This window comes from Gordonia sp. PvP123, from assembly GCF_040547295.1.
GTDB classification, from domain to species: domain Bacteria; phylum Actinomycetota; class Actinomycetes; order Mycobacteriales; family Mycobacteriaceae; genus Gordonia; species Gordonia terrae.
Genome location: NZ_JBEPPN010000008.1, coordinates 14214 through 37504, shown reverse-complemented (window position 1 = coordinate 37504; position 23291 = coordinate 14214). Strand labels below are relative to the sequence as shown.

21 protein-coding genes, 1 tRNA gene and 1 pseudogene are annotated in these 23291 nt (G+C 64.1%); 12 read left to right on the top strand and 11 right to left on the bottom strand.

Annotated elements, in window-relative coordinates; translation table 11 throughout:
* Window positions 1-32: 32 nt before the first annotated feature.
* Window positions 33-1364 (bottom strand): FhaA domain-containing protein, encoded by a 1332-nt coding sequence (locus ABIC25_RS16820; RefSeq protein WP_354562346.1) that lies wholly within the window; start codon window positions 1362-1364, stop codon window positions 33-35.
* Between the two features lie 277 nt (window positions 1365-1641).
* Here ABIC25_RS16820 and ABIC25_RS16815 point away from each other — a divergent pair.
* Window positions 1642-1727: transfer RNA gene (locus tag ABIC25_RS16815), tRNA-Leu, on the top strand.
* Window positions 1728-1905: 178 nt separating this feature from the next.
* A pseudogene (locus ABIC25_RS16810) lies at window positions 1906-2923 on the top strand (IS481 family transposase).
* A gap of 222 nt (window positions 2924-3145) precedes the next feature.
* Here the strand turns inward: ABIC25_RS16810 and ABIC25_RS16805 are convergent.
* Together ABIC25_RS16805 and ABIC25_RS16800 are read right to left on the bottom strand one after the other, a co-directional pair.
* Entirely contained in the window at window positions 3146-4054 is a 909-nt protein-coding gene (locus ABIC25_RS16805; protein WP_354562345.1) for an SIR2 family protein, read from the bottom strand.
* Between the two features lie 794 nt (window positions 4055-4848).
* A complete protein-coding gene (locus tag ABIC25_RS16800) occupies window positions 4849-6837 on the bottom strand; it encodes a hypothetical protein (RefSeq protein WP_354562344.1) in 1989 nt (662 codons plus the stop codon).
* A 389-nt stretch (window positions 6838-7226) separates the two neighbouring features.
* Between ABIC25_RS16800 and ABIC25_RS16795 the strand changes: the two genes are divergently transcribed.
* Window positions 7227-7661: a DUF309 domain-containing protein gene (locus tag ABIC25_RS16795; protein ID WP_354562343.1), complete on the top strand. Its 435-nt coding sequence runs from the start codon at window positions 7227-7229 to the stop codon at window positions 7659-7661.
* Window positions 7662-7667: 6 nt separating this feature from the next.
* On the opposite strand, the gene ABIC25_RS16790 is transcribed toward ABIC25_RS16795, so the two are convergent.
* Together ABIC25_RS16790 and ABIC25_RS16785 are read right to left on the bottom strand one after the other, a co-directional pair.
* Entirely contained in the window at window positions 7668-8216 is a 549-nt protein-coding gene (locus ABIC25_RS16790) for a dihydrofolate reductase family protein (RefSeq protein ID WP_354562342.1), read from the bottom strand.
* 72 nt (window positions 8217-8288) lie between these two features.
* Window positions 8289-8846, bottom strand: a complete 558-nt coding sequence (locus ABIC25_RS16785) for a TetR/AcrR family transcriptional regulator (protein ID WP_231896073.1) — start codon at window positions 8844-8846, stop codon at window positions 8289-8291.
* 37 nt (window positions 8847-8883) lie between these two features.
* Between ABIC25_RS16785 and ABIC25_RS16780 the strand changes: the two genes are divergently transcribed.
* The gene (locus ABIC25_RS16780) at window positions 8884-9576 is read left to right on the top strand and encodes a lysophospholipid acyltransferase family protein (RefSeq protein WP_354562341.1); all 693 of its coding nucleotides are present in this window, start codon (window positions 8884-8886) and stop codon (window positions 9574-9576) included.
* Window positions 9577-9598: 22 nt separating this feature from the next.
* Here the strand turns inward: ABIC25_RS16780 and ABIC25_RS16775 are convergent, their stop codons facing one another.
* The 3 genes from ABIC25_RS16775 to wrbA form a co-directional block, all read right to left on the bottom strand.
* Window positions 9599-10027, bottom strand: coding sequence for a nitroreductase family deazaflavin-dependent oxidoreductase (locus ABIC25_RS16775; RefSeq protein ID WP_248644227.1), 429 nt, complete (start codon window positions 10025-10027; stop codon window positions 9599-9601).
* Window positions 10028-10095: 68 nt separating this feature from the next.
* Complete coding sequence (locus ABIC25_RS16770) at window positions 10096-10590, bottom strand: FBP domain-containing protein (RefSeq protein ID WP_354562340.1); 495 nt, start codon at window positions 10588-10590, stop codon at window positions 10096-10098.
* Window positions 10591-10804: 214 nt separating this feature from the next.
* Complete coding sequence (gene wrbA, locus ABIC25_RS16765; protein WP_354562339.1) at window positions 10805-11404, bottom strand: NAD(P)H:quinone oxidoreductase; 600 nt, start codon at window positions 11402-11404, stop codon at window positions 10805-10807.
* 135 nt (window positions 11405-11539) lie between these two features.
* Between wrbA and ABIC25_RS16760 the strand changes: the two genes are divergently transcribed.
* From ABIC25_RS16760 to ABIC25_RS16725, 8 genes are all read left to right on the top strand, one after another.
* Complete coding sequence (locus ABIC25_RS16760) at window positions 11540-12292, top strand: DUF72 domain-containing protein (RefSeq protein WP_354562338.1); 753 nt, start codon at window positions 11540-11542, stop codon at window positions 12290-12292.
* A gap of 118 nt (window positions 12293-12410) precedes the next feature.
* Window positions 12411-12644: a DUF2510 domain-containing protein gene (locus tag ABIC25_RS16755; protein WP_239404003.1), complete on the top strand. Its 234-nt coding sequence runs from the start codon at window positions 12411-12413 to the stop codon at window positions 12642-12644.
* 79 nt (window positions 12645-12723) lie between these two features.
* On the top strand, window positions 12724-13218 hold the full coding sequence (locus ABIC25_RS16750) for an RrF2 family transcriptional regulator (protein WP_354562337.1): 495 nt from the start codon (window positions 12724-12726) through the stop codon (window positions 13216-13218).
* A gap of 80 nt (window positions 13219-13298) precedes the next feature.
* The gene (locus tag ABIC25_RS16745) at window positions 13299-14480 is read left to right on the top strand and encodes an FAD-binding oxidoreductase (RefSeq protein ID WP_354562335.1); all 1182 of its coding nucleotides are present in this window, start codon (window positions 13299-13301) and stop codon (window positions 14478-14480) included.
* Window positions 14477-14911: a hypothetical protein gene (locus ABIC25_RS16740; RefSeq protein ID WP_239404006.1), complete on the top strand. Its 435-nt coding sequence runs from the start codon at window positions 14477-14479 to the stop codon at window positions 14909-14911. Before ABIC25_RS16745 ends, ABIC25_RS16740 begins: the two co-directional genes overlap by 4 nt.
* Before the next feature lie 199 nt (window positions 14912-15110).
* Window positions 15111-16355 carry an HNH endonuclease signature motif containing protein gene (locus ABIC25_RS16735; RefSeq protein WP_354562334.1) on the top strand — a complete coding sequence of 415 codons (1245 nt, stop codon included), beginning with the start codon at window positions 15111-15113 and terminating at the stop codon, window positions 16353-16355.
* 109 nt (window positions 16356-16464) lie between these two features.
* Window positions 16465-16965, top strand: a complete 501-nt coding sequence (locus tag ABIC25_RS24955; protein ID WP_374206414.1) for a hypothetical protein — start codon at window positions 16465-16467, stop codon at window positions 16963-16965.
* Window positions 16966-17111: 146 nt separating this feature from the next.
* Window positions 17112-17837 carry a FadR/GntR family transcriptional regulator gene (locus ABIC25_RS16725; protein ID WP_239404009.1) on the top strand — a complete coding sequence of 242 codons (726 nt, stop codon included), beginning with the start codon at window positions 17112-17114 and terminating at the stop codon, window positions 17835-17837.
* A gap of 10 nt (window positions 17838-17847) precedes the next feature.
* Here the strand turns inward: ABIC25_RS16725 and ABIC25_RS16720 are convergent, their stop codons facing one another.
* From ABIC25_RS16720 to ABIC25_RS16710, 3 genes are all read right to left on the bottom strand, one after another.
* Window positions 17848-19077, bottom strand: coding sequence for an amidase (locus ABIC25_RS16720; RefSeq protein ID WP_354562332.1), 1230 nt, complete (start codon window positions 19075-19077; stop codon window positions 17848-17850).
* Between the two features lie 77 nt (window positions 19078-19154).
* The gene (locus tag ABIC25_RS16715) at window positions 19155-20975 is read right to left on the bottom strand and encodes a hydantoinase B/oxoprolinase family protein (RefSeq protein WP_033204242.1); all 1821 of its coding nucleotides are present in this window, start codon (window positions 20973-20975) and stop codon (window positions 19155-19157) included.
* 1 nt (window position 20976) lies between these two features.
* The gene (locus ABIC25_RS16710) at window positions 20977-23055 is read right to left on the bottom strand and encodes a hydantoinase/oxoprolinase family protein (protein ID WP_101820405.1); all 2079 of its coding nucleotides are present in this window, start codon (window positions 23053-23055) and stop codon (window positions 20977-20979) included.
* Between the last annotated feature and the right edge of the window lie 236 nt (window positions 23056-23291).

Sequence of the window (23291 nt, the reverse complement as noted above, 5' to 3'; positions counted from 1 at the left end):
GACAGGTGGGCGTGCGCTCGGCGTTTACGGGTCTACTGGAACCGGACGGTGATGTCGGAGTGTCCGACGCGGATGCGGTCGCCGTCGGCGAGTTCCCAGGTGTTCACCTGGAGATCGTTGACGGTGGTGCCGTTGGTCGAGTTGAGATCGGTGAGCATGGCGGTGGCGCCGTCCCAGCGGATCTCCACGTGGCGGCGCGAGACGCCGGTGTCGGGCAGACGGAACTGCGCGTCCTGTCCGCGGCCGATCACGTTCGATCCCTCGTGCAGCTGGAAGGTGCGGTTGCTGCCGTCCTCGAGGAGGAGCGTGATCGACGACGGGGCGTAGCCGGCGGCCGGGCGGCCCGCGCCGTATCCCTGGTCGTAGCCACCCTGGTAGTCGTATCCCGCGGGCTGCTGGGCGTACGGCTGCTGGCCGTAGCCCTGCTGACCGTAACCCTGGTCGTAGCCGGGTTGCTGGCCATAGCCCTGCTGGTCGTATCCCTGTTGGCCGTAGCCGGGTTGCTGGCTGTAGCCCTGCTGCTCGTAGCCGGGTTGCTGTCCGTAACCCTGCTGGTCGTATCCCTGTTGGCCGTAGCCGGGTTGCTGGCTGTAGCCCTGCTGCTCGTAGCCGGGTTGCTGGCTGTAGCCCTGCTGTCCGTAGCCGGGCTGTTGGCTGTAGCCCTGCTGGTCGTATCCCTGTTGTTCGTAACCCTGCTGGCTGTAGCCCTGCTGGTCGTACCCCTGGTCATAGCCGGGCTGCTGACCGTACTGGTCGTACCCCTGCTGGCCGTAGCCCTGGTCTCCCGGCTGTCCCGATCCCTGGCCGTACTGGTCGTAGGCGGGATCGGCGCCCCTGCGCTGGTCGTATCCGGGATTCTGAGTCATCTTGGGGGCTCCTTGGTCGGGGGCGTTGGTAAGTGGGGGAACAGGGGCCGGGCGTCCGGCCGGCGGGCCGGGGACCGGCGCAGCGTGCGGATGCTCCGAACGCGCTCCCGCCGGGCGGGGCCGCGCGTCCGGGTTGACCGTGCCGCGTGCGCGGAAGATCCCCGTGTGCAAGGACGGCGATTGCTCGAACTCTACGACGACCTTGCCGTAGGTCTGCCATCCGTTGTCCTTGATGAAGTTTTCCAAATGCTTCGAGAAAGTCTTGCGGTTCAGCTCGTATTCCGCAGCGATGTGCTGATGATCGGTGGGACTGAACAGCAAGGTGTAGCTGTTGGCCGCAAGGACCGTACCGTCACCGAGGTTCTCGAGCGACTCCTCGGCTTCTCGCTGAAGCCCGTTCTCGATCTCCTGCGGGGCCACCTGACCACCGAAGACACGGGCAAAACCGTCGTCAACTGCACCTTCGAGCTTGCGTTCCAGTCGTTGCAGGATCCCCACCGAGACCTCCTTTCGCGGCAATAGAGCGTGTCGCCGTGCATCTGGCCTTGTTTGATGATAGCGACATCAACGGCCAACTGTGCCACCAAGGCAACTGGCGCACCGTGTGCAACTCCCGTCCCATTGGTGTGTATTCGGCATCTGACGTAACCCGACGTACTGCACAAATGCAACGTCGGAGATCGAGTTTTGTTTCGGCGGCGGCGTGCTGCTATCGTCGTCCAGTCGCCGGACACACCCAATTCGACGACATGCCCACCGGATTTTCGGTGGCCACGGGCGAGTGGCGGAATGGCAGACGCGCTGGCTTCAGGTGCCAGTGTCCTTCGGGACGTGGGGGTTCAAGTCCCCCTTCGCCCACCACGAGCGGATTCGCTCCACACGACGACAAGGTCAGGTTGCGCACAGCGACCTGACCTTTCTCGTTCTCCGGTCGGCTCAGCTACCAATTTCGTAACCGCCGGCACAGGACAACGGTCGAGGCCTTGTCCTGGAGACACAGGTACGCTGGACAATTAGGCCTCGCTTCGTTGGACTCACGATTCCAAAGGGACTGGCTAGGTTGTCCCCGACTAGTTGGTTGCGTCTGGCTCGGTGCGTCGTGGACGACCGGTGGCCACTGCGTCGCGCGGCTGATCGATTCAACGTGTCGGTCACCATGGCCAAACGGTGGGCCGACCGCTACCGCGATGCAGGGTCAGCCGGAATGGTCGAGCGCTCCAGCCGACCCCGGTCGTGTCCGCATCGCACCGGTCGGCGCCGGGAACGCTGGGTCGTCGGGTTACGCGTCTCCCGCCGCTGGGGGCCTGCCGGGATCGCGTTTCACCTGAGTTCAACGTCTCCACGGTGCACCGCATCCTGACCCGGTACCGGGGCCTACGGTTGTCATGGACCGACCCCGCAACAGGGGTGCCCGTACGTGCACGCAGACGCGAGATTCGTCAGTACGAAACGCCAAGCGCCCGGAGGCTTGATCCACGTCGACAACAAGAAACTCGGCAGAATCCCCGACGGTGGCGGACACCGCATCCACGGCCGCGCCCTGGGCGCCCGCAACTCCAGCGCCCACCGCGAGCCCGCATGACCCCGCAAAGTCCACGGCCGCCGCAACCTGGGGTACGCGTTCCTCCACCACGCCGTCGACGACCATTCCCGCTACGCCAACTCAGAGATCCTCGGTGATCAGAAGAAGGAAACCGCGACCGCGTTCATGACCCGGGCATTGGCGCACTTCGCCTCTATCGGTGTTACCACCGCTTGGGTGATGACCGACAACGGGTCTTGCTATCGGTCCCGAATGTTCCGGAAGTTGTTGGTCGACAACGGGATCAAGCACAAGTGGACCCGCCCGCACCGGCCGCAAACCAACGGAAGGTCGAACGCTTCAACCGCACCCTGCAGGAGGAATGGTCCTACGCCCGCCCCTACCTCAGCGAACCCGAACGCGTCGCGGCCTTCCCCGAGTTCCTTCGCATCTACAATCACGACACGTCCACACCGCACTGCGAGGCAACTCACCCGTCAGCCGCGTACCCAACCTGGCAGGTCAGTACAGTTAGGGAGTAATCTGCGAACAAACACTCAATGGCGATCGCCTAGACAAGGTTGCGAGAGTCTAAAGATATAATTTTGTGCCTCGGACGCGCGACTTGCTCATATCCAAACGGCCGTTCTTCTACCCGTGGCCACCGACGTTGATCATCGCTTGTATGGACGGTTAGACGCGGTCTTGTAGCAACACACGTACGAGCACCGTTTCCCTTAGCTGCTCGAGTTTCCGGTTAGCTAGAAAGGCCGACCGATAGAGAGCTATCAGCGGCCGCCCTTTGACAAACGTTCAGTAAAAACTCGGGGACCTCTTTGTAGTCGCTGAACGAGACTGTTTCAATTCCTCGTTCACGTAATATTTTGACGCGACTGCTGCTTACGTCCTTGGCGAGAACGTACCCGACAGGTCTTTGCCCCGACACAAATCGGGCAGTTTGTGCGAGGAGGACGTCTAGATCAGTGTCGCCCAGACTAGTTCCGACGGCCAACAGGATTTTAGACTGGATGATGCTACCAATAGCCACAGGCCAAGGTGCCGTATGATCTCTCAACCGATCGATAAGAGAATCGTGTGATAGTAACATCCAATCGCTCCTCTCGAAGCGTGGCATCAAAGGTAAGAACCCATGCATATGCATGATTCGGACATCTGTGTTGCCAGCTACTAGGGCAGGCAGGTTGGTAATAACCTGTGTCCTGAAGCCGTGTAGATGAAGATACCAGTCAAGGACGTCGTCAAAGTTGAGTGTAAGAACCTCTGTGACTGAGCCACGTACCGACGACATTACGAGCGCGCCGATCGAAATAAGCATCCGGTTCCGCAGCAGATCGTCGGGATACGAGTTAGTTCCGGATAGTTTTTTGTAGAGGTTTTCTTTTACGAGATCGGCATACTCCTCATGTGTGTTGAGTGAGATACGCACGTGATCCATACGGCGCAACAGGTCTAAGTCTGGATCGGGTGTAACACCAGCGTCGTTTTCGCACGCTTCGACAAGCTCGCGCCAATCAGGCAAATTAAGCCCGGTTGAGACGCCTGCGCCTAGCAGCAGGCTGACCTGCCCGGACCTCAAGTAGCCCGCCAACCGGGCCGCAATTGCGTCGCGTTCGACCTCGTTCATAGCGGATTGCAGATTGGTCATTCCGAGTCCTTATCAGTCAGCGTCAGCGGATGGTGTAATGCGGTATGTAGGACGATGTCGCCCCTCCGCAACTCTTACGCTCGAGAATAACTCGGAGAAAAGTGACAACGGGCCTGTCAGGTCGCTTTCACTGCGGTGGTACCACCAGCAGTTCCCGAACCTATCCAGATGGACCGTGGTCTCGTGGGGGGGTGAATGTACGTCGATTCGTATTGAATACGCTGGCCCGACTCGACGGAGTTCGGCTCGTAGATTCGATTTGAGCGGGTTCCTACCGGTCAGGGAGACTAGTTCGATCGTCGGTTCCGACTCATCTTTAACGGAGATTCTTGTTGCGCGCATCCCCACTATAGATGTCCGTTCGAATCGGCTGAAAACCTCGTCTAAATCAGGTGTAAGATAAACCAAGTGTGCTGGGTCAAGCATCCGTTTTAATCGGGTGACAAGGCGGTTCAGCAAACGAACATACGGTGCCATCAACAGAATAGCGGAACGCTCCACGGATTCTGAAGGAACTCGGTACTTGTAGATCGCAACGTAGACTTCTTGGACGTACCCCTGGTCGGTGGCTAACGAGGTATCGTTGACAGATGTGAAGTAGTTCCGTGGGGATCGAACGGCTATGCGACTCGCGAGCCAACCCTCGGGCGCAGAAGCCACAGGGAATGACCGAGAAGTTTCCAGTATCTCTTGCAGTGGTTCAAGAGTAGACCATTGCGCGACTTCAGGATGCGTGAATGCCACGGCGGAGAACCGCCTTGAGTAGAGTATCTGCTCGAAGTCAAATGTAGCTTCTAGATCAGCACGAGTAGTTGCCACAGGCTCTCAGCCTCCGCATCTTCTGGTTCCTGAGTGAAACTCTGAAAGCGATCGAGCAGAAATCCGCTTGGACTTTGAATAGACCAGTCAGGAAACTCGCCCGGTTGTATTCGGTATCGCGGGGGAGGCCCGGCCGCAGTCTGACTGTCCGCATTGAGACGGCTATAAAGATTTTCGGTAACCAGGAACTCGCGTGCGAAAATCGATAGAAGATAATTGTACTTGAACCGGGCGTAGAGTTCCTTCTTCGCGTCGTGGTCAGTCAATTCGGCTAGACCCGCGTCGACGAGCGCGTTGTCTCCGGACTTCTGCATCTCCTCCAATTCTGCCTTCAACCGTGTGAACGCGTCTACGAACAACTCCTTCACATCTGTCGAGTTGTTCGATGACGCTAACGCGAAGAGGGTACGAAGAACGTAGTGCCGGAGCTTCCTATGAACTTGAGGCACAAGAGTCCATGAGTGCCATAGCGACGAAACGTAAGCTTGGTCGTCAGCGTTGTAAAAGAAGTAGTAATCCATTACATGAACCAGCACCTCTTCGACGAAATCCAACAACGGTGAAGACATCAATCGCTGCAGTTCGCCGTCGGTAATGGGAGAAGAATAGATCTCTATTACTGAAGTAGTCGACGATAATGTACCGACCTCAAGAGAAGCCTGCTCGATTAGTTTCATCTGATGGAGAAAGAAGACTTGCATTGATTCAAGGAAGTTGCGCGGCCCATCGGTGGGAGCGCCGGGGCCGATCGATGCAAAAACCTTGTTGTAGAGATCAATCAGATCGTGACGCATGGTGTCGCTGGTTATCGGCAACACGTTCGACCTGATCAACTCCCGAAAGTGAGAATGCAGAAATTCATGGGATAGCGTGAGCAAATTCCACTCACGAGTCGCCCCGGAACCTATGGTCTGCCAACTCAAACTGATTGCATTTAATGTTTCGTGAAATCCCCAGCGCGAACTGAAGTATACAAGATGCTTACGTGGCTGCTGGTCGCTCAGACTTGCTGCTTTTCCGAGTGCCGTTCCGCTCGCTTTCCGCCACGACTGATAATCAACGTTATTGGCGTTCATCCCAGGGTCGAACCCCGCGGCGTCGAAAGCGTCCTGGAGCCGATTTGGGTGATCGGCTGTGCCAAAAACATTGGAAATGTGGTCGTACACCGCCCAGACGGACCGTGTCGCCGACCCAATTCCCAGGAGGGAATGCTCGCCTACAGGGAAGCTTGCATTGAGTACGGGCGGTACCACGTCTGCGAATTGCGAGATCACCATCGTTAAGCACGAATTGATATCTACCAGGATGGAGACATCGTGGTGCAGGCGCCGAGCGAAGCTGATGTCGGTATTACTAGCCGCAAGCTCCTGCCTGATTCTCTCTACACGCGAACTGACGGACTCGTTGAGCCATTCGCATAGCGACATCATTTCTGGAGCAAATTCTTGAGCTGCTGTAGCGAAAAGAGTCAGATTTGCATTGAACTGCCGAACTTCTACTCTTATCGGCCCCGGGAGGCTGTTGTACTCGACTAGCTCCAATTCTACGGGGAGATTAACCTCAGTTCGAAACGTCTCTATCAATCGGGTATCGACACGGGCGTTTTCAAACGGCCATATTTCGAACGCCGATAACTGATCTACGAAAGAACTTAGCCAGTGTGCGGTATCGGCGCTTGATCTATGGGACACAAGCACCCCGCATGCCAGGCCGTGTGACATGAAGATGAGGTCATCGCCCTCGAGGCGGTCCAGAATCTCTGCAAAGAGCGAACGGGGTGAGGCCGCAAACAGGAGTGCGATGCAACCACGAGACGGAAGGGTGTCCGGACATATGGATAAGTTGAGTGGAAAGACCGGGCTTACTCGTCCCCCTCGCTGGCTGAGCGCGACTGTGGGATCGTCTGCCCAAATTAGCTGAACAGTAGTGGAATCTACCCACCCAGCCCCGAGAAACTTCGTCACGTCAAGACTATAGGTCGACTAACCATTGAATTTCCGTGAAGTCGATTGTTCCGATGAGACGAGCGTTTGGGTGGTGGCTAGCTCTTTCTGCGCGCGCAGAAGTACCCTTAACGTACCGCTCGCTGTGGTGCTTCGAATCGGCGTCGTAGATTTTGGGCACGTCTACGACGCCGCCATACAAGTAGTATTCGGTGTCGATGATAGCTTCGTACCGCTCGAGCCTGTTCACGGGAGTCCTGTCGCCCACTGTCTTGTCGGCGCTGCAGCGCCGACAAGATGCTAGCTGACTTGGGTGAGTTTGCTCCAACTCATCCGGCGTGTCGCTTCGGAGTGTCTTGTTTTTTCTTGGCTGTGCCGCGTTGTGCCGGAGCGAATGGGAGGTGTGGGGTATGAACAAGCACCGTGATCGCGATCCCGACGGTCGCGCGCGTCAGGCCCGGCCACGTGACGAGCTGGGACGGCCGCTGCCCTATGGCGAGCGCGGCGTCGAGCCCGTGTCCGAGGAGCCGTTGCCGCCCGACGAGACGATTGCGCTGGCATGGCGGTTGCTCGAGGAGGGTCGTCCGTTCTCCGCGCACGAGGTGTTCGAGACCCGCTGGAAGTCGTGTCCGCCGGCGGAGCGTCCGCTGTGGCAGGGACTGGCCCAGCTCTGCGTCGGACTGACCCACCATCGTCGTGGCAACGCCGTCGGCGCGCGACGCCTCTACGACCGCGCGGCTGCGCGATTGACGGAGTACGAGCAGTCGCACGGATCGACGTACGGGATGGACCTCGCCGCGATCCGCGCCCGTGCTCTCGAGGAGATCGACTCCGATCCGACCTGAACCGCGTCACACCGTCCGATAGCGCAGCAGCGAGACGCCCAGCTCGAAGGCCTTGGTGTCGACGGGCCGCAGGGTCGGGATCTCCAGACCGTCGGGGAACAGGCGCCGCCCCGATCCCTGGACGGTCGGGTAGACGAACAGCCGGTACTCGTCGACGAGACCGGCGCCGATCAGGGTGTGGCACAAGGTGATGCTGCCGGTCACGACGATGTCCTTGCCGTCGGCGTTCTTCAGCGCGGTGACCTCATCCACGACATCGCCGGACAGCACCGTCGAGTTCTGCCAGTCCGGGTCGGTCATCGTGCTCGACACCACGTATTTGTCGACGGTGTTCAGGTAGTCGGTGATCCCGGTGGCGTCCTCGGTCTGGTGCGGCCAGAAGCTGCGGAAGTCCTCGAAGGTCTGCCTTCCGACCAGCAGACCGTCGGCCTCGGCGTCCTGCCGGTGCGACTCGGCCATGAGGTCCGGCGCCTCGACGGTCGGGTCGAACCAGTCGGTCAACATCTCGATCGAGCCGTCGAGCGTCATGTTCTGGGTGATCGCCAGCGTTCGCATGCTTCTCCTGAAGAGTCGTCGCAATGTTCTCCCAGATACCGACCGGCGGGGCGGGCGATAGTCATCGGGGGATCAGCGCGACGGCCGCAGACAGTTCTCGACGATCCGGTCGACGAGTTCGTCGTCGTCGATCCCGGGCGCGGCCAGTCCCAACGATCCCGTCGAGGACAGCATCGCGATCCCGTGTACGCCGACCCACAGCTCGGCTGCGCGCAGCTCGGGAGCGTCGACGGTGCCGCTGTGCTCGATCAGCGAGACCAGCCAGGCGAAGAGTGGCCGTGAGGTGGTGCGGAGGTCGGCCCCGCCGCCCTCGAGCAGGTCGTGCCGAAAGATCAGGGCGAACATCGCAGGTCGACGACGGGCAAACGCGACGTACGCGAATGCGACGTGCCGGATGTTCTGGGGAACCTCGCCCGCCGCATGCATCAGTTCCGACGACAGGTCCTCCAGGCCTTCGCGGGCGATGGCCGCCAGAAGCGCGCGGTGCGTCGGGAACCATCTGCGGGGAGCGCCGTGGGAGACGCCCGCGCGGCGCGCGATCTCGCGCAATCCCACATCTGGTGAACCGGTCTCCTCCAGCAATTCGACGCCGGCACGAACCAACGCGATCCTGGTCTTCGCTGACTCCACGTAGACAGTGTCACCCACGCTCGGGTAGACACTGTCTATGCGCGCGAGAACCAGGCTGTCGTACGCCCTGTGTCGGTACGTCCTCATCGGTCCGGCACTCGTCCTGTGGGGGAGACCCCGGATAGCGGGCCGCGAGCATCTGCCCACCACCGGGCCGGTCATCGTGGCTGCGAATCATCTGTCCGTGCTCGATTCCTTCTACCTGGCTCTGGCCGCGCGTCGACCGGTGACGTTCCTCGCCAAGCGCGAGTACTTCGAGCGGCCCGGTCCCGTCGGCCGCCTGCAACGCTGGTTCTTTCTCAGCCTGGGGCAGATCCCGGTCGATCGTCGTGGCGGCACGGAAGCGTCGTCGGCGCTCCGACGAGCGGTGGAGATCCTGGAAGACGGCGGAGCCTGGGGAATCCACCCCGAGGGCACCCGATCCCCGGACGGGCGGATGTATCGCGGACGGACCGGGACCGTGCGGGTGGCGCTGATCACGGGTGCGCCACTCGTACCCGTTGCGATCTCCGGAACCGGGCGAGCGGATGGCCGGTTGCCAGGCAGAGGCAGGGTCACGATCGACATCCTCCCGCCGATCGACCTCGGATGCGGAGACGTCGCCGAGGGCCGAATCCGCGTCCTCACAGACGAACTGATGGCGACCATCTGCGAGCGGTCCGGACAGAAGTACATCGACGAGTACGCGCGGCGGTGGACCAGCGGCGAAGGGCGGCCCGGCGCTGCGTGAATCATCGAACGGGCGGGACCCTTTACCGCGGTGTCAGCTCGACGATGGCCAACGGACGCGTCGTCTTCTCCTGGTAGCCCGCGTAGCGACCGCGGTTCACCTCGTCGACGAGGACGAAGCGCCGGGCGTAGTCCGGGTCGTCGGGGTAGGTCGCCCGCGCGGTGACCTGGATCCGGCGCCGACCCACCTGGACCTCGACATTCGGATGGGCCTTGAGGTTGGCGAGCCACCCCGGCGGTCGCGGCGACCCGCCGTTCGACGCGACCACCAGGTAGGCCTCGCCGTCGCGGGCATAGGTCAGTGCGTTGCACCTCGCCTCACCCGTGCGGCGCCCGATCGTCCGCAGCAGCAGCGTGGGATTGCCCATGAGCAGGCGGTGGCCGACGAGACCGCCCGAATGCTCGTACAGCCACTGGTGGGTCTGAAGTGCTCGGATGAACAGCGAGGTCATTGGTCCACTATCGCCGAACCGCGATCGGCGAACCGGCTGAAACACCGGTTCGCCGGTCGACGCTCCGCTCAGCTGTCCCCGCTCGCCACGCGCTGTGCGAATCCCGCGAGGTGGGTGCGCAGCGCGGCAATGCGTTGCTGCCGCACGGTTTCGGGGTCGTCGGTGGCGAAGATGGCCGACGGCTTGGCGCGGACGTTCGCCGAACATTCGAAGTTCGAGCAGATCAGCGTGCCGACGGTGTTGCCCTTGCGTCCCGCGGCGCCGGCGAACTTCGCGCTGAAGAAGGCGACCTCGTTGGGCAGCTGGACATCTTCGCAGAACGAGCACAGCGGACGGTTGCGCGGCTGGCGGCCGCCGAGTCGCAGCATGATCCCGACGACGTCGTCGTCGGTCGGGATGACCACGTATCCGACCATCGGGAGCTTCGGATCCCGCCAACCGGCGAAATCCAGCTTCTCCCAGTAGACCTCGTCGAAGTCGGGTGGGAGGGTCATGCTCTTGCGTTCACGCAACGAGGCGTTGACGAACGACGAGCGAATCTGGGCTTCGGTCAAGGAATGCATGGTTGTGTACACCTCAGGTGTCGGAGGATGGAGGAGAGCACAATTCGACCGGCGCGGTCCACAACAAGGGACGCGCGCCGGTCGGGGCGGGGTGCTCAACCGTCGGCGCGCACGACGCCGACGACCTCCTCACGCCCGAAGGGCGACACTCTGACAGACACGAGGACCGATGGTGGACCTCCTGGTGATCGCTGTCAACCCGTTTCGCGGTGACTCAGCCGGCGAGGAGTTTCGCGATGCGCACCACGCGTTGTGCCATGTGTGCGAGGGCCGCCTTCGTCGCGTCGTCGAGGTCGTTCTTGTTCTCCGGACCCGTGACGTGGGAGACGCCGTACGGGTTGCCGTCGGCGAACTTCAGCCCGTCGGTGTAACCGGGCGGGACGAGGACGCCGCCGAAATGCATCAGCGACGTGTAGAGCCCGGTGAGCGTGGTCTCCTGGCCGCCGTGCGCGGTCTGGCTCGAGGTGAAGGCGGCGTAGGCCTTGTCGGCCAACTTGCCCTCGGCCCAGAGTCCGCCGAGCGAGTCGATGAACGACTGGAACGGCGAGGCCGTGCTACCGAACCGCGTCGGGCTCCCGAAGATCACCCCGTCGGCCCAGACGATGTCGTCACCGCTTGCCGCGGGCAGGTCCTTGGTGGCCTCGTAGTTGGCCGACCACGCCGGATTCTCGGCGAACGTCTCCGGAACCCGCGTCTCGGCGATGTGTCGGACACGAACCTCGGCTCCGGCGGATTCGCCGGCGTCTGACAACGCCTGCGCCATCGCGGTGCCGTGCCCGGTGGCCGAGTAATAGATGATCGCCAGTTTGGTCAATGTGTCGCTCCCGTCTCGGTGATTGGCATATGCCGCCGACGGGTACCCGGAGCACGTGAATCGACACCCACGCGCATGCCGACTACTCGTCGTGGACGGGATTCGTAGCCCCGTCCCCAACGGATAGGCACGACGGTGCTGTTCATCGGCACCTCCGGGTGGCAGTACCGCGACTGGCGGGGTGCGTTCTACCCCCAGCAGCTTCCGCAGCGTCTGTGGTTGGACTACTACGCCCAGCGGTTTCCGACCGCAGAGGTCAACAACACCTTCTATCGGCTGCCGGAGAGGAAGGCGTTCGAGAACTGGGCCGAGACCGTTCCCGCCGGCTTCCGGATGGCGGCGAAGATGAGTCGCTACCTGACCCACATCAAGCGCCTCCAGGAGCCGGCCGAACCGGTCCAGCGCTTCCTCGACCGGTCGGCGGGACTCGACGGTCGGCTGGGGCCGGTGCTCCTCCAGTTGCCTCCCAACCTCCGCGCCGCGCCCGACGCCCTCGACGAGACGCTCGCGCGGTTCCCGAAGACGATTCAGGTCGCGGTCGAGCCCCGGCACGACTCGTGGTGGACCGACGAGACCCGGTCGGTCCTCGAACGGCACAGCGCGGCGTTGTGCTGGGCCGACCGGAAGAACCGCATCCTCAATCCACTCTGGCGCACAGCCGATTTCGGATACTTGCGACTTCACGACGGCACGTCGCGACGACCGATGAGCTACGGGACCCGTGCGATCGACAGCTGGCTGCGCCGCCTCTCGGAGTTCTACGACGACTCGTGCGATGTGTACGTCTACTTCAACAATGACCCGGGTTGTGCCGCAATCGACAACGCGTTCACCATGATTCGCCGTGCGCAGCGGCTGGGGCTCGCCGTCAAGACCGTCGAGGGTTGATCCGGTGAGAATCGTTCGGTCGGCCGTGCGGCACGGGCGGGTCCATCGTTCGACGTAATCGGAGCACAGTTGCCGCCGACGACGTGGCAGGCCGCCCGGCGCTCGGTACGGTGCGAGCATGTCGATCCTGCTGATGCTCGTCGTCCTGCTCGCGCTGCTGGCCGTCCTCGGTGCCGGGATCGCAGGCATCGTCGTACTGGTGTCCCGGAGGTCGGCGGGTTCGGTGGGGGACGGCTCACGGAATGTCGTGGCCGGCTGGTACCCGGACCCGCAGGACCCGGTCGCGGATCGGTACCACGACGGTCAGACCTGGACCACTCACACCCGGCCCCGCATCGCCGACGGCGGATAGGCAGCCCGTACGCGTCGGGTGACCGGCATCACCGATCTTAATTGGTATTTTCCGTACCAATTTATGGTCTACTTGCACCATGCAATTGACACGCTTCACCGACATCGGCCTCCGAGTCGTGATGCGGTTGGCGGTCGCAGATCAAGGTGGCTCGGTTGCAACAGCTCTCACCTCCAAGGACCTCGCCCGGGAACTCGCGGTCCCGTACACGCATGTCGCCAAGGTCGTCGGGAGGCTGTCGGAGATGGGCGTCGTCCACGCTCGACGCGGTCGAACAGGTGGGCTGACGATCACCGAACTCGGCCGCGATGCCCGCGTCGGGTGGCTCGCACGTTCGCTCGAAGGCGATGGCGAGGTCGTGGAATGCGAGGGCGCCCAACCCTGTCCGCTGCGGAATGCGTGTCGGCTCCGGGGCTCGCTGGCCCGCGCGGTGACGGCCTTCTACGAGAGCCTGGACACCGAGACGGTCGCCGACCTCGCCCGCGAGCCGACGAGCGCGGTGTTGTTGTCGCTGACGCCGCGTCCGGCCGGCCGTGAATCGTCCGCAATGACAGCTCGACGCCCGGGCTCCTAGACCACTCCGGGTCGGCCGGTACGCCGAAACCCCAGATTTACTGCACCACAACCGATGAGCAGATGAACAAAGGAGTTCTCATGCTGTCTGACACCCAGCGCGCGACGATCGCCGCCACGCTTCCCGCTGTCGAGGGGTCGCTCGCGGAGATCACCCCGCTCTTCTACCGCGGACTCTTCGCCGCGCACCCGGACCTGCTCGACAACCTCTTCAACCGCACGCACCAGAAGTCGGGTGAGCAACCGCAGGCGCTCGCCGGGTCGATCGCCGCGTTCGCGCGGCTGCAGCTCGAACCCGACGTTCGGCGCCAGCGTTTCATCCTGGACCGCATCGCTCACAAACACGCATCTCTCGGTGTCACCGCTGAGCAGTATGTCGTTGTGCACGACCATCTTTTCGCTGCGATCGTCGAAGTGCTCGGTGACGCGGTCACGCCCGAGGTAGCCGACGCCTGGGACCAGCTCTACTGGGACATGGCAGACCTGCTCATCGCTTCCGAGGCGCAGCTCTACGCCGACGCAGCCGTCGATCCCGGGCACGTCTGGCGCGAAGTCCGGGTCACCGAGCGCGTGCAGGTCTCGCCCGACACGATCGCGCTGACGGTGGCAGCGGTCGACGGACGGCTGCCCGGATTCCGTCCCGGACAGTACATCTCGGTGCAGGTACCGCTTCTCGACGGTGCTCGACAGATCCGTCAGTACAGTCTGACCGGTTCCCCCGCCGAGTCGCGGTGGCGGTTCAGCGTCAAACTCGCCGGCGAGGTGTCGGCGCATCTGCACGAGCAGGTCTTCGAGGGGGATCTCCTCGACGTCAGCACGCCCTTCGGTGACCTGGTCCTGCCCGACGACGAGGCGCCGCTTCTGCTCGCCTCGGCGGGTATCGGCTGCACACCCGTCATCGGCTTGCTCACCGCATTGTCGGAGCAGCGCGACACCCGGCCGGTGACCGTGCTCCATGCCGACCGTTCGCGAGACCGGCAACCGCACCGCGGAATGCTGGCCGCCCTTGTCGATTCACTGCCGTCTGGCCGACTGATCCAGTGGTATGAGAGCACCTCACCCCACGTGGTGTCGGACGCGATTCGGGTCGGGCAGATGACACTCGACGACGTCGACGTCGATCGGGACTCGCACGTCATGCTGTGCGGGCCCACCGGGTTTCTCTCGTCGATGCGCGAGGCATTCATCGCTCGCGAGGTCGACGAGAGCCGGATCCACTACGAGACGTTCGGACCGGAGCTGTTGCGGACCGGCGCGCGATGAGCGCTGCCGGCGCGGTCGTCACCGCGCTGACGTTCCTGTGGCTCGGCATGGTGTTCGCCATCTCGTTCATCGAGGCACCGCTCAAGTTCCGCGCACCCGGGGTGACCCTGCCCATCGGGCTCGGCATCGGTCGGTTGGTGTTCCGCGCGCTCAATACCGCCGAGATCGCTTGGGCAGTAGGCATTCTCGTGGCCATGGTCCTCGGTGAGTGGGGTGGTCTCGCGGAACCGATCGCGGCCGGCGTGGCAATTGCCGCCCTCATCGTTCAGCTGGTGGCGGTGCGGCCCGCACTGACCAAGCGGTCCGACGCGGTGCTCGCCGGGCATGAGGGACCCCGCAGTCACGCCCACTTCGTATACGTCGGATTCGAGGTGGTCAAGGTCGTCGCACTCGTCTGGCTCGGCGCTGCGGTGCTGATCGGTGCGACCTGATCGGTGGCCGCGTGCTGGTTGATCGGCAGGTCCTTGTACCGGCCGGTCTCTGTGACTGGTGGGGTTTCTGTTCGCCACGGTTCACTTCGGTTCACCGATGATGCGTAAGTGGCAGAGAGTGTGGGGCAACTAGATTCGCTTGCGAGCGGGGTTGTGGAGAAATCTCGTCGTCGAACACTTTGGCGAGTACCTTGGTGTCATGACCTCGATCACCGAGCTTCGTGACACCCTCAATGCCTCGCCGTCACCACCCGACGACGGGAGTGGTCGCGCTCTGGTCGAGCGTCTCGACGAGCTGCGGATGATGCGCAACGTGCTGGATCATCAGATCGCCGTGCATATCGCGCTTCTCGACGAGTCGGGCGCGGCGACGCGTGCCGGTTCGACAACACGGTCGTGGCTGATCGAGATGGGCATGGCGCCGACGGCCGCGCACCGTGGCGTGCGAATCGCCGGCGGCCTGTCTTCGTTGCCGAAGGTCGCTGACTGTGCCGCCGAAGGCTATCTGTCGGCGGAGTGTGTCGACGCGGTGGTCCGCGGCATCGCGTACATCGACAAACGCACTGCGGCAGGGTTGTCCGACGACGACCGATCGGCGTTCGAGAGCGATCTGCTCGCGCAGGCGTTCTCCGGTGCCACGCCCGCCGAGATCGGCACCCACGCCCGCGGTATCGCCCTCCGGGTCGCCGACTCTGATCCGAACGCGGTCGCCGCCGCTGATGATGCGTCGCTGAACACTGTGCACACGCGGGTGACCGACGAAGGCAGAGTCGCCATCACCGGGGATGTGACGGCAGTGATCGGGGAGAAGTTCCTGTCGATGATCGACGAACGATCCTGCCCGCGCCCCGAACCCGACGGCGCCGAGGATCGTCGCAGTCTCGGAGAACGCCGCGCCGACGGCCTGGAACTCCTTCTGGATCAGGCGGCGATCGGTGCCGCGGTGACCACCGCCGGAGCACCCCGCACCCAAGTGTTGGTCACCATCCCCGCTGACGACGCAGATCCGGCACGATTGCCGTGGGTCGGGGCAGTCACGGCATCGACAGCACGCCGGTTGTCGTGTGACGGCGGAGTCGCCGAGATCGTCCTCGACAGCGAAGGGGTGCCGTTACGGATGGGCACCACCAAACGTCTGTTCCCGCATCACCTGCGCCAAGCGATCATCGTCCGCGATATGTGTTGTGTGAAATGCGGTGCGCCAGCGGCACATAGCCAAGTTCACCACCTGGTCCACTGGGCTGACGGTGGCCCCACGGACCTGGACAATGGATGCCTACTCTGCCAGAGGTGCCATACCCAGGTTCATCACCATGGCTGGCAGGTGGTGATGGGCCCGGACCGGCATCCCTGGCTGATTCCACCGGTCGACGTCGACCCGCGGCGTCTACCCCTGCCCGCTTACAACCGGCGCACCATGCGACTCGACGACGTTCTCGTCTAACCAGGATCCGCCTCCAACTAGACCCTCCGGCGTCGACAAGGATGCCAAACGACCTTTGACAACTCCACAGTGTGAGGCCGACCCCGCCCGCCGGGTTTCGCAGCGAAATATGTTTTATAGCAGCTCTTTTCGCCACCGCGTCCCGGCGGATCGGGTGGGTCGCCTCGCCGCGCCCTCCGCAAGCTCCGGGCGCTACGCAGGGAGCAGTGGGTCAGCAGGTCTCTCGGGCTCAGGCGCGCGGTGTCGCGGTTCTTTCGGATCAGGGAGCGGGAAGTGGTTGGCGTCGCTCGAACCGCAGGATTGTCGTACCCCCGGCATAGCGTGTGCACGACTGATACCGGATGAGGGGACTTCGATGCCGAGCAGGATCGCCGCACTGGGAAACCACGACGCCGCCACACTCACCGGCTATCTCGAGGTGTGTGACGACCAGTGGGAGCACTGGCAGAGCATGGTCAACACTGCTCGACTGGCGGGCGCCGATCCGCGGACCATCCGGCTCTACGACGCCGAGGCCGCGTACTGGAGCCGCTTCGCGGAGATGCTCCGCGTCGCGATCGCGGAGGTCGAGGCGTCGAATCGGCGAGCCGGGCGCCGACGAACCGCGTGACACCCCCTGCGCGCACATGTCTGGAGGTCCGTGCGGGGCGTCGACCGGCCACTTGTCTGACGCATCCCAAAACCGTTGCCGCAGTGTCGTGTCCGGGTCGTCGATCTGGTAAGTTGAGTCACACCCCTCCACGATCGGAAGATGTTGTGACGGAAGCGAATAAGTCCGGCCGGCGCCCGGCGTACCAGGTCGTGGCCGACGCGCTTCGGGTTCGCATCCTGGCCGGCGAGCTGACCCCGGGCACCAGACTGCCACCCGACACCGAGTTGCGCGCCGAGTTCGGGGTGGGGCAGAGCACCGTGCGTGAGGCCATCCGGTCGCTCGCCAGCGAGAACCTGGTCCACACCACGCGCGGTGTGACGGGTGGAACGTTTGTCGCGACCCCCGACATCAGTCAGCTCAGTGCCCACCTCGAAGCCGGGGTCACCTTGCTCGCGGCGGCCGAGGGTGTGACCGTCGATCAGCTCATGGAGGTCAGGCAGCTCACCGAGGTCCCCGCGGCGGGCGTGGCCGCGTACCGCCACACCGACGTGCATCTGGAAGAGTTGCGCGCCACCATCTTCGATCCTCTGGGCGAGATCGGTCCCGAGGTGTACGCGAACAACCAGGAATTCCATCGCGTGCTGCTCCGCGCCGCCGACAACCCGCTCCTCGACCTCATCACCGTGCCGGTCTTCCGGGTGATCGGCAGCCGGTTCAGCCGGGACACCGCACCCGAGGACTTCTGGAAGTGCGTCGACGAAGACCACCGGGCCATCCTCGAAGCGGTCGAGGCGCGGGACTCGATGACCGCGATGACGCTCATGCGCCGCCACCTCGACCACCTCGGCGACGTCTACAAGCAGATGGACCTGCTCCGACGCCAGAGCTGACGCGGACGCCTCACACGTCCACGCGGACCGGCGGGCGTCGACGATGCCAGTCGGTGTGCTCCTGGTATTGCTCGGCCAGCGCGAACAGCGTGGCCTCGGCGCCGTGGGCGGCGGTCAGCTGAGCCCCGATCGGCATCCCGGACGGATGGACTCCCACCGGCAGCGCGAGCGTCGGGCCGTCGTGCAACGACCACGGGTAGGTCAGCTGGCCCATCCGACGTGCCTGTGCGACAACGGCATCGCCACCACCGAGCAGGGGGACGTCCGCCGGCATCGCCGGGGTGAGGACCACGTCCACGTCGTCGAAGAGCTCGGCCGTGGCAGCGCGGAACACATCACGTTGTCGCCGCGCCGCGGTCACCTGACCGTCGGAGATGCTGAGTCCGAGCAGGATCCGCTCGCGCGTCGCCGACTGGAATCGGCTCGGCTCGTCCCGCAGTCGTTCGGCATGGGTCTTCGCCAAGTCCGAGTAGATGAGGGTGTACACGACGTCCTGCGCCGATTCGCTGTGCGGAACCGGTACGTCGACGACACTGTGGCCCAGGTCGCGAAGCAGGTCCGCGGCACCGACCACCGCGTCGCGCACTGCCGGATCCACGTCCTCGGTGACGAACGGCCAGGGCAGCGCGATCCGCAACGACCTGCTCCGCAACGGTGTCGAGTCGGCGCCCGCGAGCACCGCGAATGTCTCCCGCACCAGTGTCGCCGATCGGGCGAGCGGACCGACGGTGTCGAAATCGGCACTGACCGGGAAGATCCCGGTCATGTCGAGCACTCCGACAGATGGCCGCAGGCCGGTCACACCGCAGCACGCGGCAGGCAGCCGGATGGATCCGCCGGTGTCCGTGCCGAGGGACACGTCGACGATCCCCGCCGCCACCGCGACACCGGACCCACCGCTCGATCCACCGGGTACGCGATCGGCGGCCCACGGGTTCACCGTCCCACCCGATGCCGAGTTCTGACTCGTCACACCGACGGCGAACTCGGCGAGATTCAGCGTCGAGGTGATGACGGCACCGGCCTTTTTCAAGGCGGTCACGCACGCCGCGTCGGCAGATGCCACCCGGTCGGCGAAGTACTCGGACCCACAGGTGGAGCGCACGCCGCCGACCTCGATGTTGTCCTTCACCCCGATCCGCAGGCCGGACAGCGGACCGGATGCGACATCGGGGTCGACACCGAACTGCTCGGGCACCCACGAGATGACCGTGTTGAGCCGCGCGGCAACGTCTCTCACAGATTGCTCCGCGGTGCTTTCCGGGGAATGGCCGGAGGGGCCGGCGACAGAATCGCCGGCCCCTCCGATGTCACTGGTCAGGACGCCACCCGCGACGCGCGGAGCTGCTCGGTGGCCGCTGCGTCGACGGTCCAGTCGTCGGTGTTCACGACGACACCGTAGTCCTGACGCGCCTCGTCCGCGGACAGGTACTCGTCCCACACGTCGGAGAGCACCGCGAACGGATCGCGCAGGAACGGATCGCCGAAGCCACCGCCCGACGGCATCCGGATCTCGAGACGCTCGCCCTCGCGGATGACCTCCTGGGTCACCTTCGAGAACAGCACCTCCTCTTCGGGCGTGCCGGGGTTGCGGACGAACGAACCCGACGCGCCGTCGCCGCCACCGAGCGCGCCCGCGGGCGGGTCGGTGCGGTTGTCGGCCTCGGAGCCGAGGAACGTGTCGGTCTGCATGTACCAGGTCCGCACGCTGCCGATGCCGCCGCGCCACTGGCCGGGTGCCGGTGACTCGTCGCGGAGCTCGTAGCGCTCGGCACGCATCGCGTGGTTCAGCTCGAGTTCCTCGATCGGGTTGTTACGGGTGTTGGCCATCAGGGCGTCGACGGCGTCCATGCCGTCCTTGCCGTTACGGGCGCCGTAGGAACCCTCGTTGATCTCGATGTAGACCCAGTACGATTCACCGTCCTCGGCCAGACCCGAGTACGCGATGGCGCACAGCGCCGCCGACGAGCCGGCGATCGCCCGCTCGGGCAGCACCGGCGCCAGCGCCAGGTTGATCGAGTCGAAGATGCGGTTGACCTGCGAGAAGCGTGCGAAACACGATGCCGGGAAGTCCGGGTTGAAGATCGTGCCCTCCGGCGCGTAGGCGCGCACCGGTCGGAAACACCCGTCGTTCTGCGGGACGAACTCCTCGGTGAGGTACTCGTCGAGCAGGATGGTGCGGATCGCGCTCACCGCCACCGGCAGCACCGAACCCTCGAACGGCACGTTGAACGCCGTCGGCACCTGGTCGTTGGAACCGGTGAGGTCGATGAGGACGTCCTCGTCCTCGACCTGCACGCGCACCGCGACCTTCAGCGGCACACCGCGGTTCTTGCCGTCGTCGTCGAGGTAGCCGATAGGTGCCTCGTAGCTGCCGTTGGGGATCTGGCGGATCCGACTGCGCAGCATCTCTTCCGAGTAGTCCATCCACCGGTCGGCGGCGCTCATGACGGTGTCGAGCCCGTGCTTCTCGAGCAGCTCGACGAACCGCTTCTCACCGATGCGTGAGCAGGCGATGAGAGCCTCGAGGTCACCGCGGTTCTGCTCCGGGGTGCGCACGTTGTCCAGGATGTGCTGGATCAGCATGTCGTTGCGGACGCCGCCGTCGTAGATCTTCATCGAGTCCATCAGCTTGCCCTCGGCCCAGACGTCGACGACGTCCATGCACAGGCCGGGGAAGTTGCCGCCGATGTCGGAGACGTGACCGGTGCAGCCGGCGAACCCGATGTGCTCGCCTTCCCAGAAGATGGGGATGATCACGCCGTAGTCGGGGGAGTGCGCCGCACCGTGATACGGGTGGTTGTGCAGGATCACGTCACCGGGCTTGTACGTGCCGGCGAGCTTGCGGTTCACGCCACGGATGTACGCGGGGATCGAACCACAGTGCATCGGAGTCGAATCCGACTCGCACAGTTCGCGGCCGTTGACGTCGAAGATGCCGGCGCCGAGGTCCTCGGACTCACGGATGAGGCTCGAGTAGGCCATCCGGTAGAGGACCTGGGCCATCTCCTTGGCCATCGAGTTCAGCGCACCGCCGATGACGCGCAGGGTGATCGGGTCGACCTCGACGGTGTTCCAGGTCCGGTTGGCCTCGGCGGCAAGCGAAACGCCGTCCGTGGGCATCAGAGCTTTCGCCATGTCAGGCGCTCCTCTCGATGATGATGTGGCCCACGGCGTCGACCGTGGCCTTCTGTCCGATGCCGACGATGGTCGTCGAGTCGAACTGCTGGACGATCGCGGGACCGTCGAAGGTGTTGCCCGCCTTGAAGAGTGCTCGGTCGTAGATGGGTGTGTCGACCCATTCCGGATCGGCCGAGTCGTTCTTCCAGAACAGCGCGCGAGTGGTGGCCTTGATCGCCGACGACGCGTCCGCGTCTCCCTTCTCGATCTCGGCGATGCGGATGTGCTCGACCGCGCCCACCCCGGTCACGCGGATGTTGACCAGCTGGACCGGCTTGTCGTCGAAGCGCTGCGAATACGTCCGACCGTGGACCTCGTGGAAGGTGGCCGCGGTCTGCTCGACCCACTCGTCGGTGATGTCGCCGGCGGGGGCGGGGACCCGGAGCTCGTAACCCTGTCCGACATAACGACAGTCGACGCTGCGCTCGAGAGTGATCGCGTCCTCGGCGATGCCGTCGGCGCGAAGCTGGGCGACGGCCTGCTCGGACAGCCGGTCCATCTCGCGACGCAGCAGCTCCAGATCGGGTTCGGCCGACGAGGTCCACACGGTGGTCGGGACCTCGTAGCGAACATCGGTGGTCAGCAGGCCGACCGCCGAGGTGATCCCGGGGTGACCGGGCACGATGACACGCGGAATGCCGAGGTGCTCGGCGATCTGCCAGGCGTACAGGGGCCCGGCGCCACCCTCGGCGACGAGCGAGAACTCGCGCGGGTCATAGCCTTTGCGCACCGAGTGCAGCGAGATGGCCTCGGTCATCGAGTGCGCGAGGATCTGGAAGATGCCCATCGCCGCGTGCTCGATGTCGGCACCGAGCTTGTCGGCGATGTGGGTCTGGACCGCCTCGGTGGCGAGTTCGGTCTTGACCTCCATGGTTCCCGACAGGAAGCTGTCCTCGCGGAGCCAACCCATGACGACCATCGCGTCGGTGGACGTGGGTTCGGTGCCGCCGCGGTTGTAGCAGGCCGGGCCGGGCATGGCACCGGCGCTGCGCGGTCCGACGCGGAACATGCCGCCCTCGTCGATGCTGGCGATGGATCCGCCGCCGGCACCGATGGTGTCGACCTCGGCCATCGGCACCATCGCGTGGTAGTCGCCGATGCGGGTGTCGAGCAGGTGCTTCATGCGGAGCTTGCCGTCGGGGGCGACGCCGATGTCGGCGGAGGTGCCGCCCACGTCGAGGGTGATGACGCTCGGGTAGCCCGACGCCTTGCCGATGAAGCAGCCGCCGAGGAGTCCGGCGACGACACCGCTGGTCAGGAGCGAGACCGGGACCTCGCTGGCGCTGCGCGACGTGACGAGGCCGCCGGCGGAGGTCATCAGGTGGACGTCCTCGCCGACCTGTGCGGCCTTGGCCTTGCCGGCCAGGTTCTCGATGTAGCGGGAGGTCTTGGGGCCGACGAACGCGTTGAGCGCGGTGGTGGAGAAGCGCTCGTACTCGCGGTACTGCGAGGCGACGTCGCTGGACAGCGAGACGAACACGCCGGGGTACTCCTCGGCGATGATGTCCCGGACGCGGTGCTCGTGGGCCGGATTGCGGTAGGCGTGCAGGAAGGCCACCGCGATGGCCTCGACACCGCGCTCGCGGAGCAGGCCCACCTCGCGGCGAACGGCGTCCTCGTCGAGCGGGGTCAGCACGTTTCCGGCCGCATCCATCCGCTCGGCGACGGTGCGCCGGTTGCGACGGGGCACCAGCTGCCACTTCTGCCACGGCAGATCCTGGTAGTTGGAGTAGTTCAGGGGGCGCTTCTTGCGCGCGATGTGCAGGATGTCCCGGAAGCCGTCGGTGGTGATCATGCCGACGTCACTGCCGTTGTGCTCCAGCACGATGTTGGTGGCCACGGTCGTGCCGTGGAAGAACATCTCGATGTCCGCGACGTCGATGCCCGCACGTTCGGCGAGCACCCCGATCCCGTCCATCGTGCCGATCGAGGGATCGTGGTTGGTCGACGGCGTCTTGTGCACCGTGACCGTCCCGTCGTCGTCCCACAGGACCAGGTCGGTGAACGTGCCGCCCACATCCACGCCGATTCGCTTCATCGAAACTCGCTTCCTCTGTACATGCCGTCACCCCGACGTCTTCAGCTGTGTCCCCGATGACGGGAGTGATCTGAGCCATAGCTGCGCTCCGGAGCATCATGCAATACATCGGAGGGTTTCGGCAACACCTGCAGCGAAACTCAGGGTATTGCCTGGATGAAGAGATCCTTGACGTTCTAAAGATCAGATGTTTATGGTGGTCCGCGTCACGGCTCGTTGTGTGCACTCCACGACGC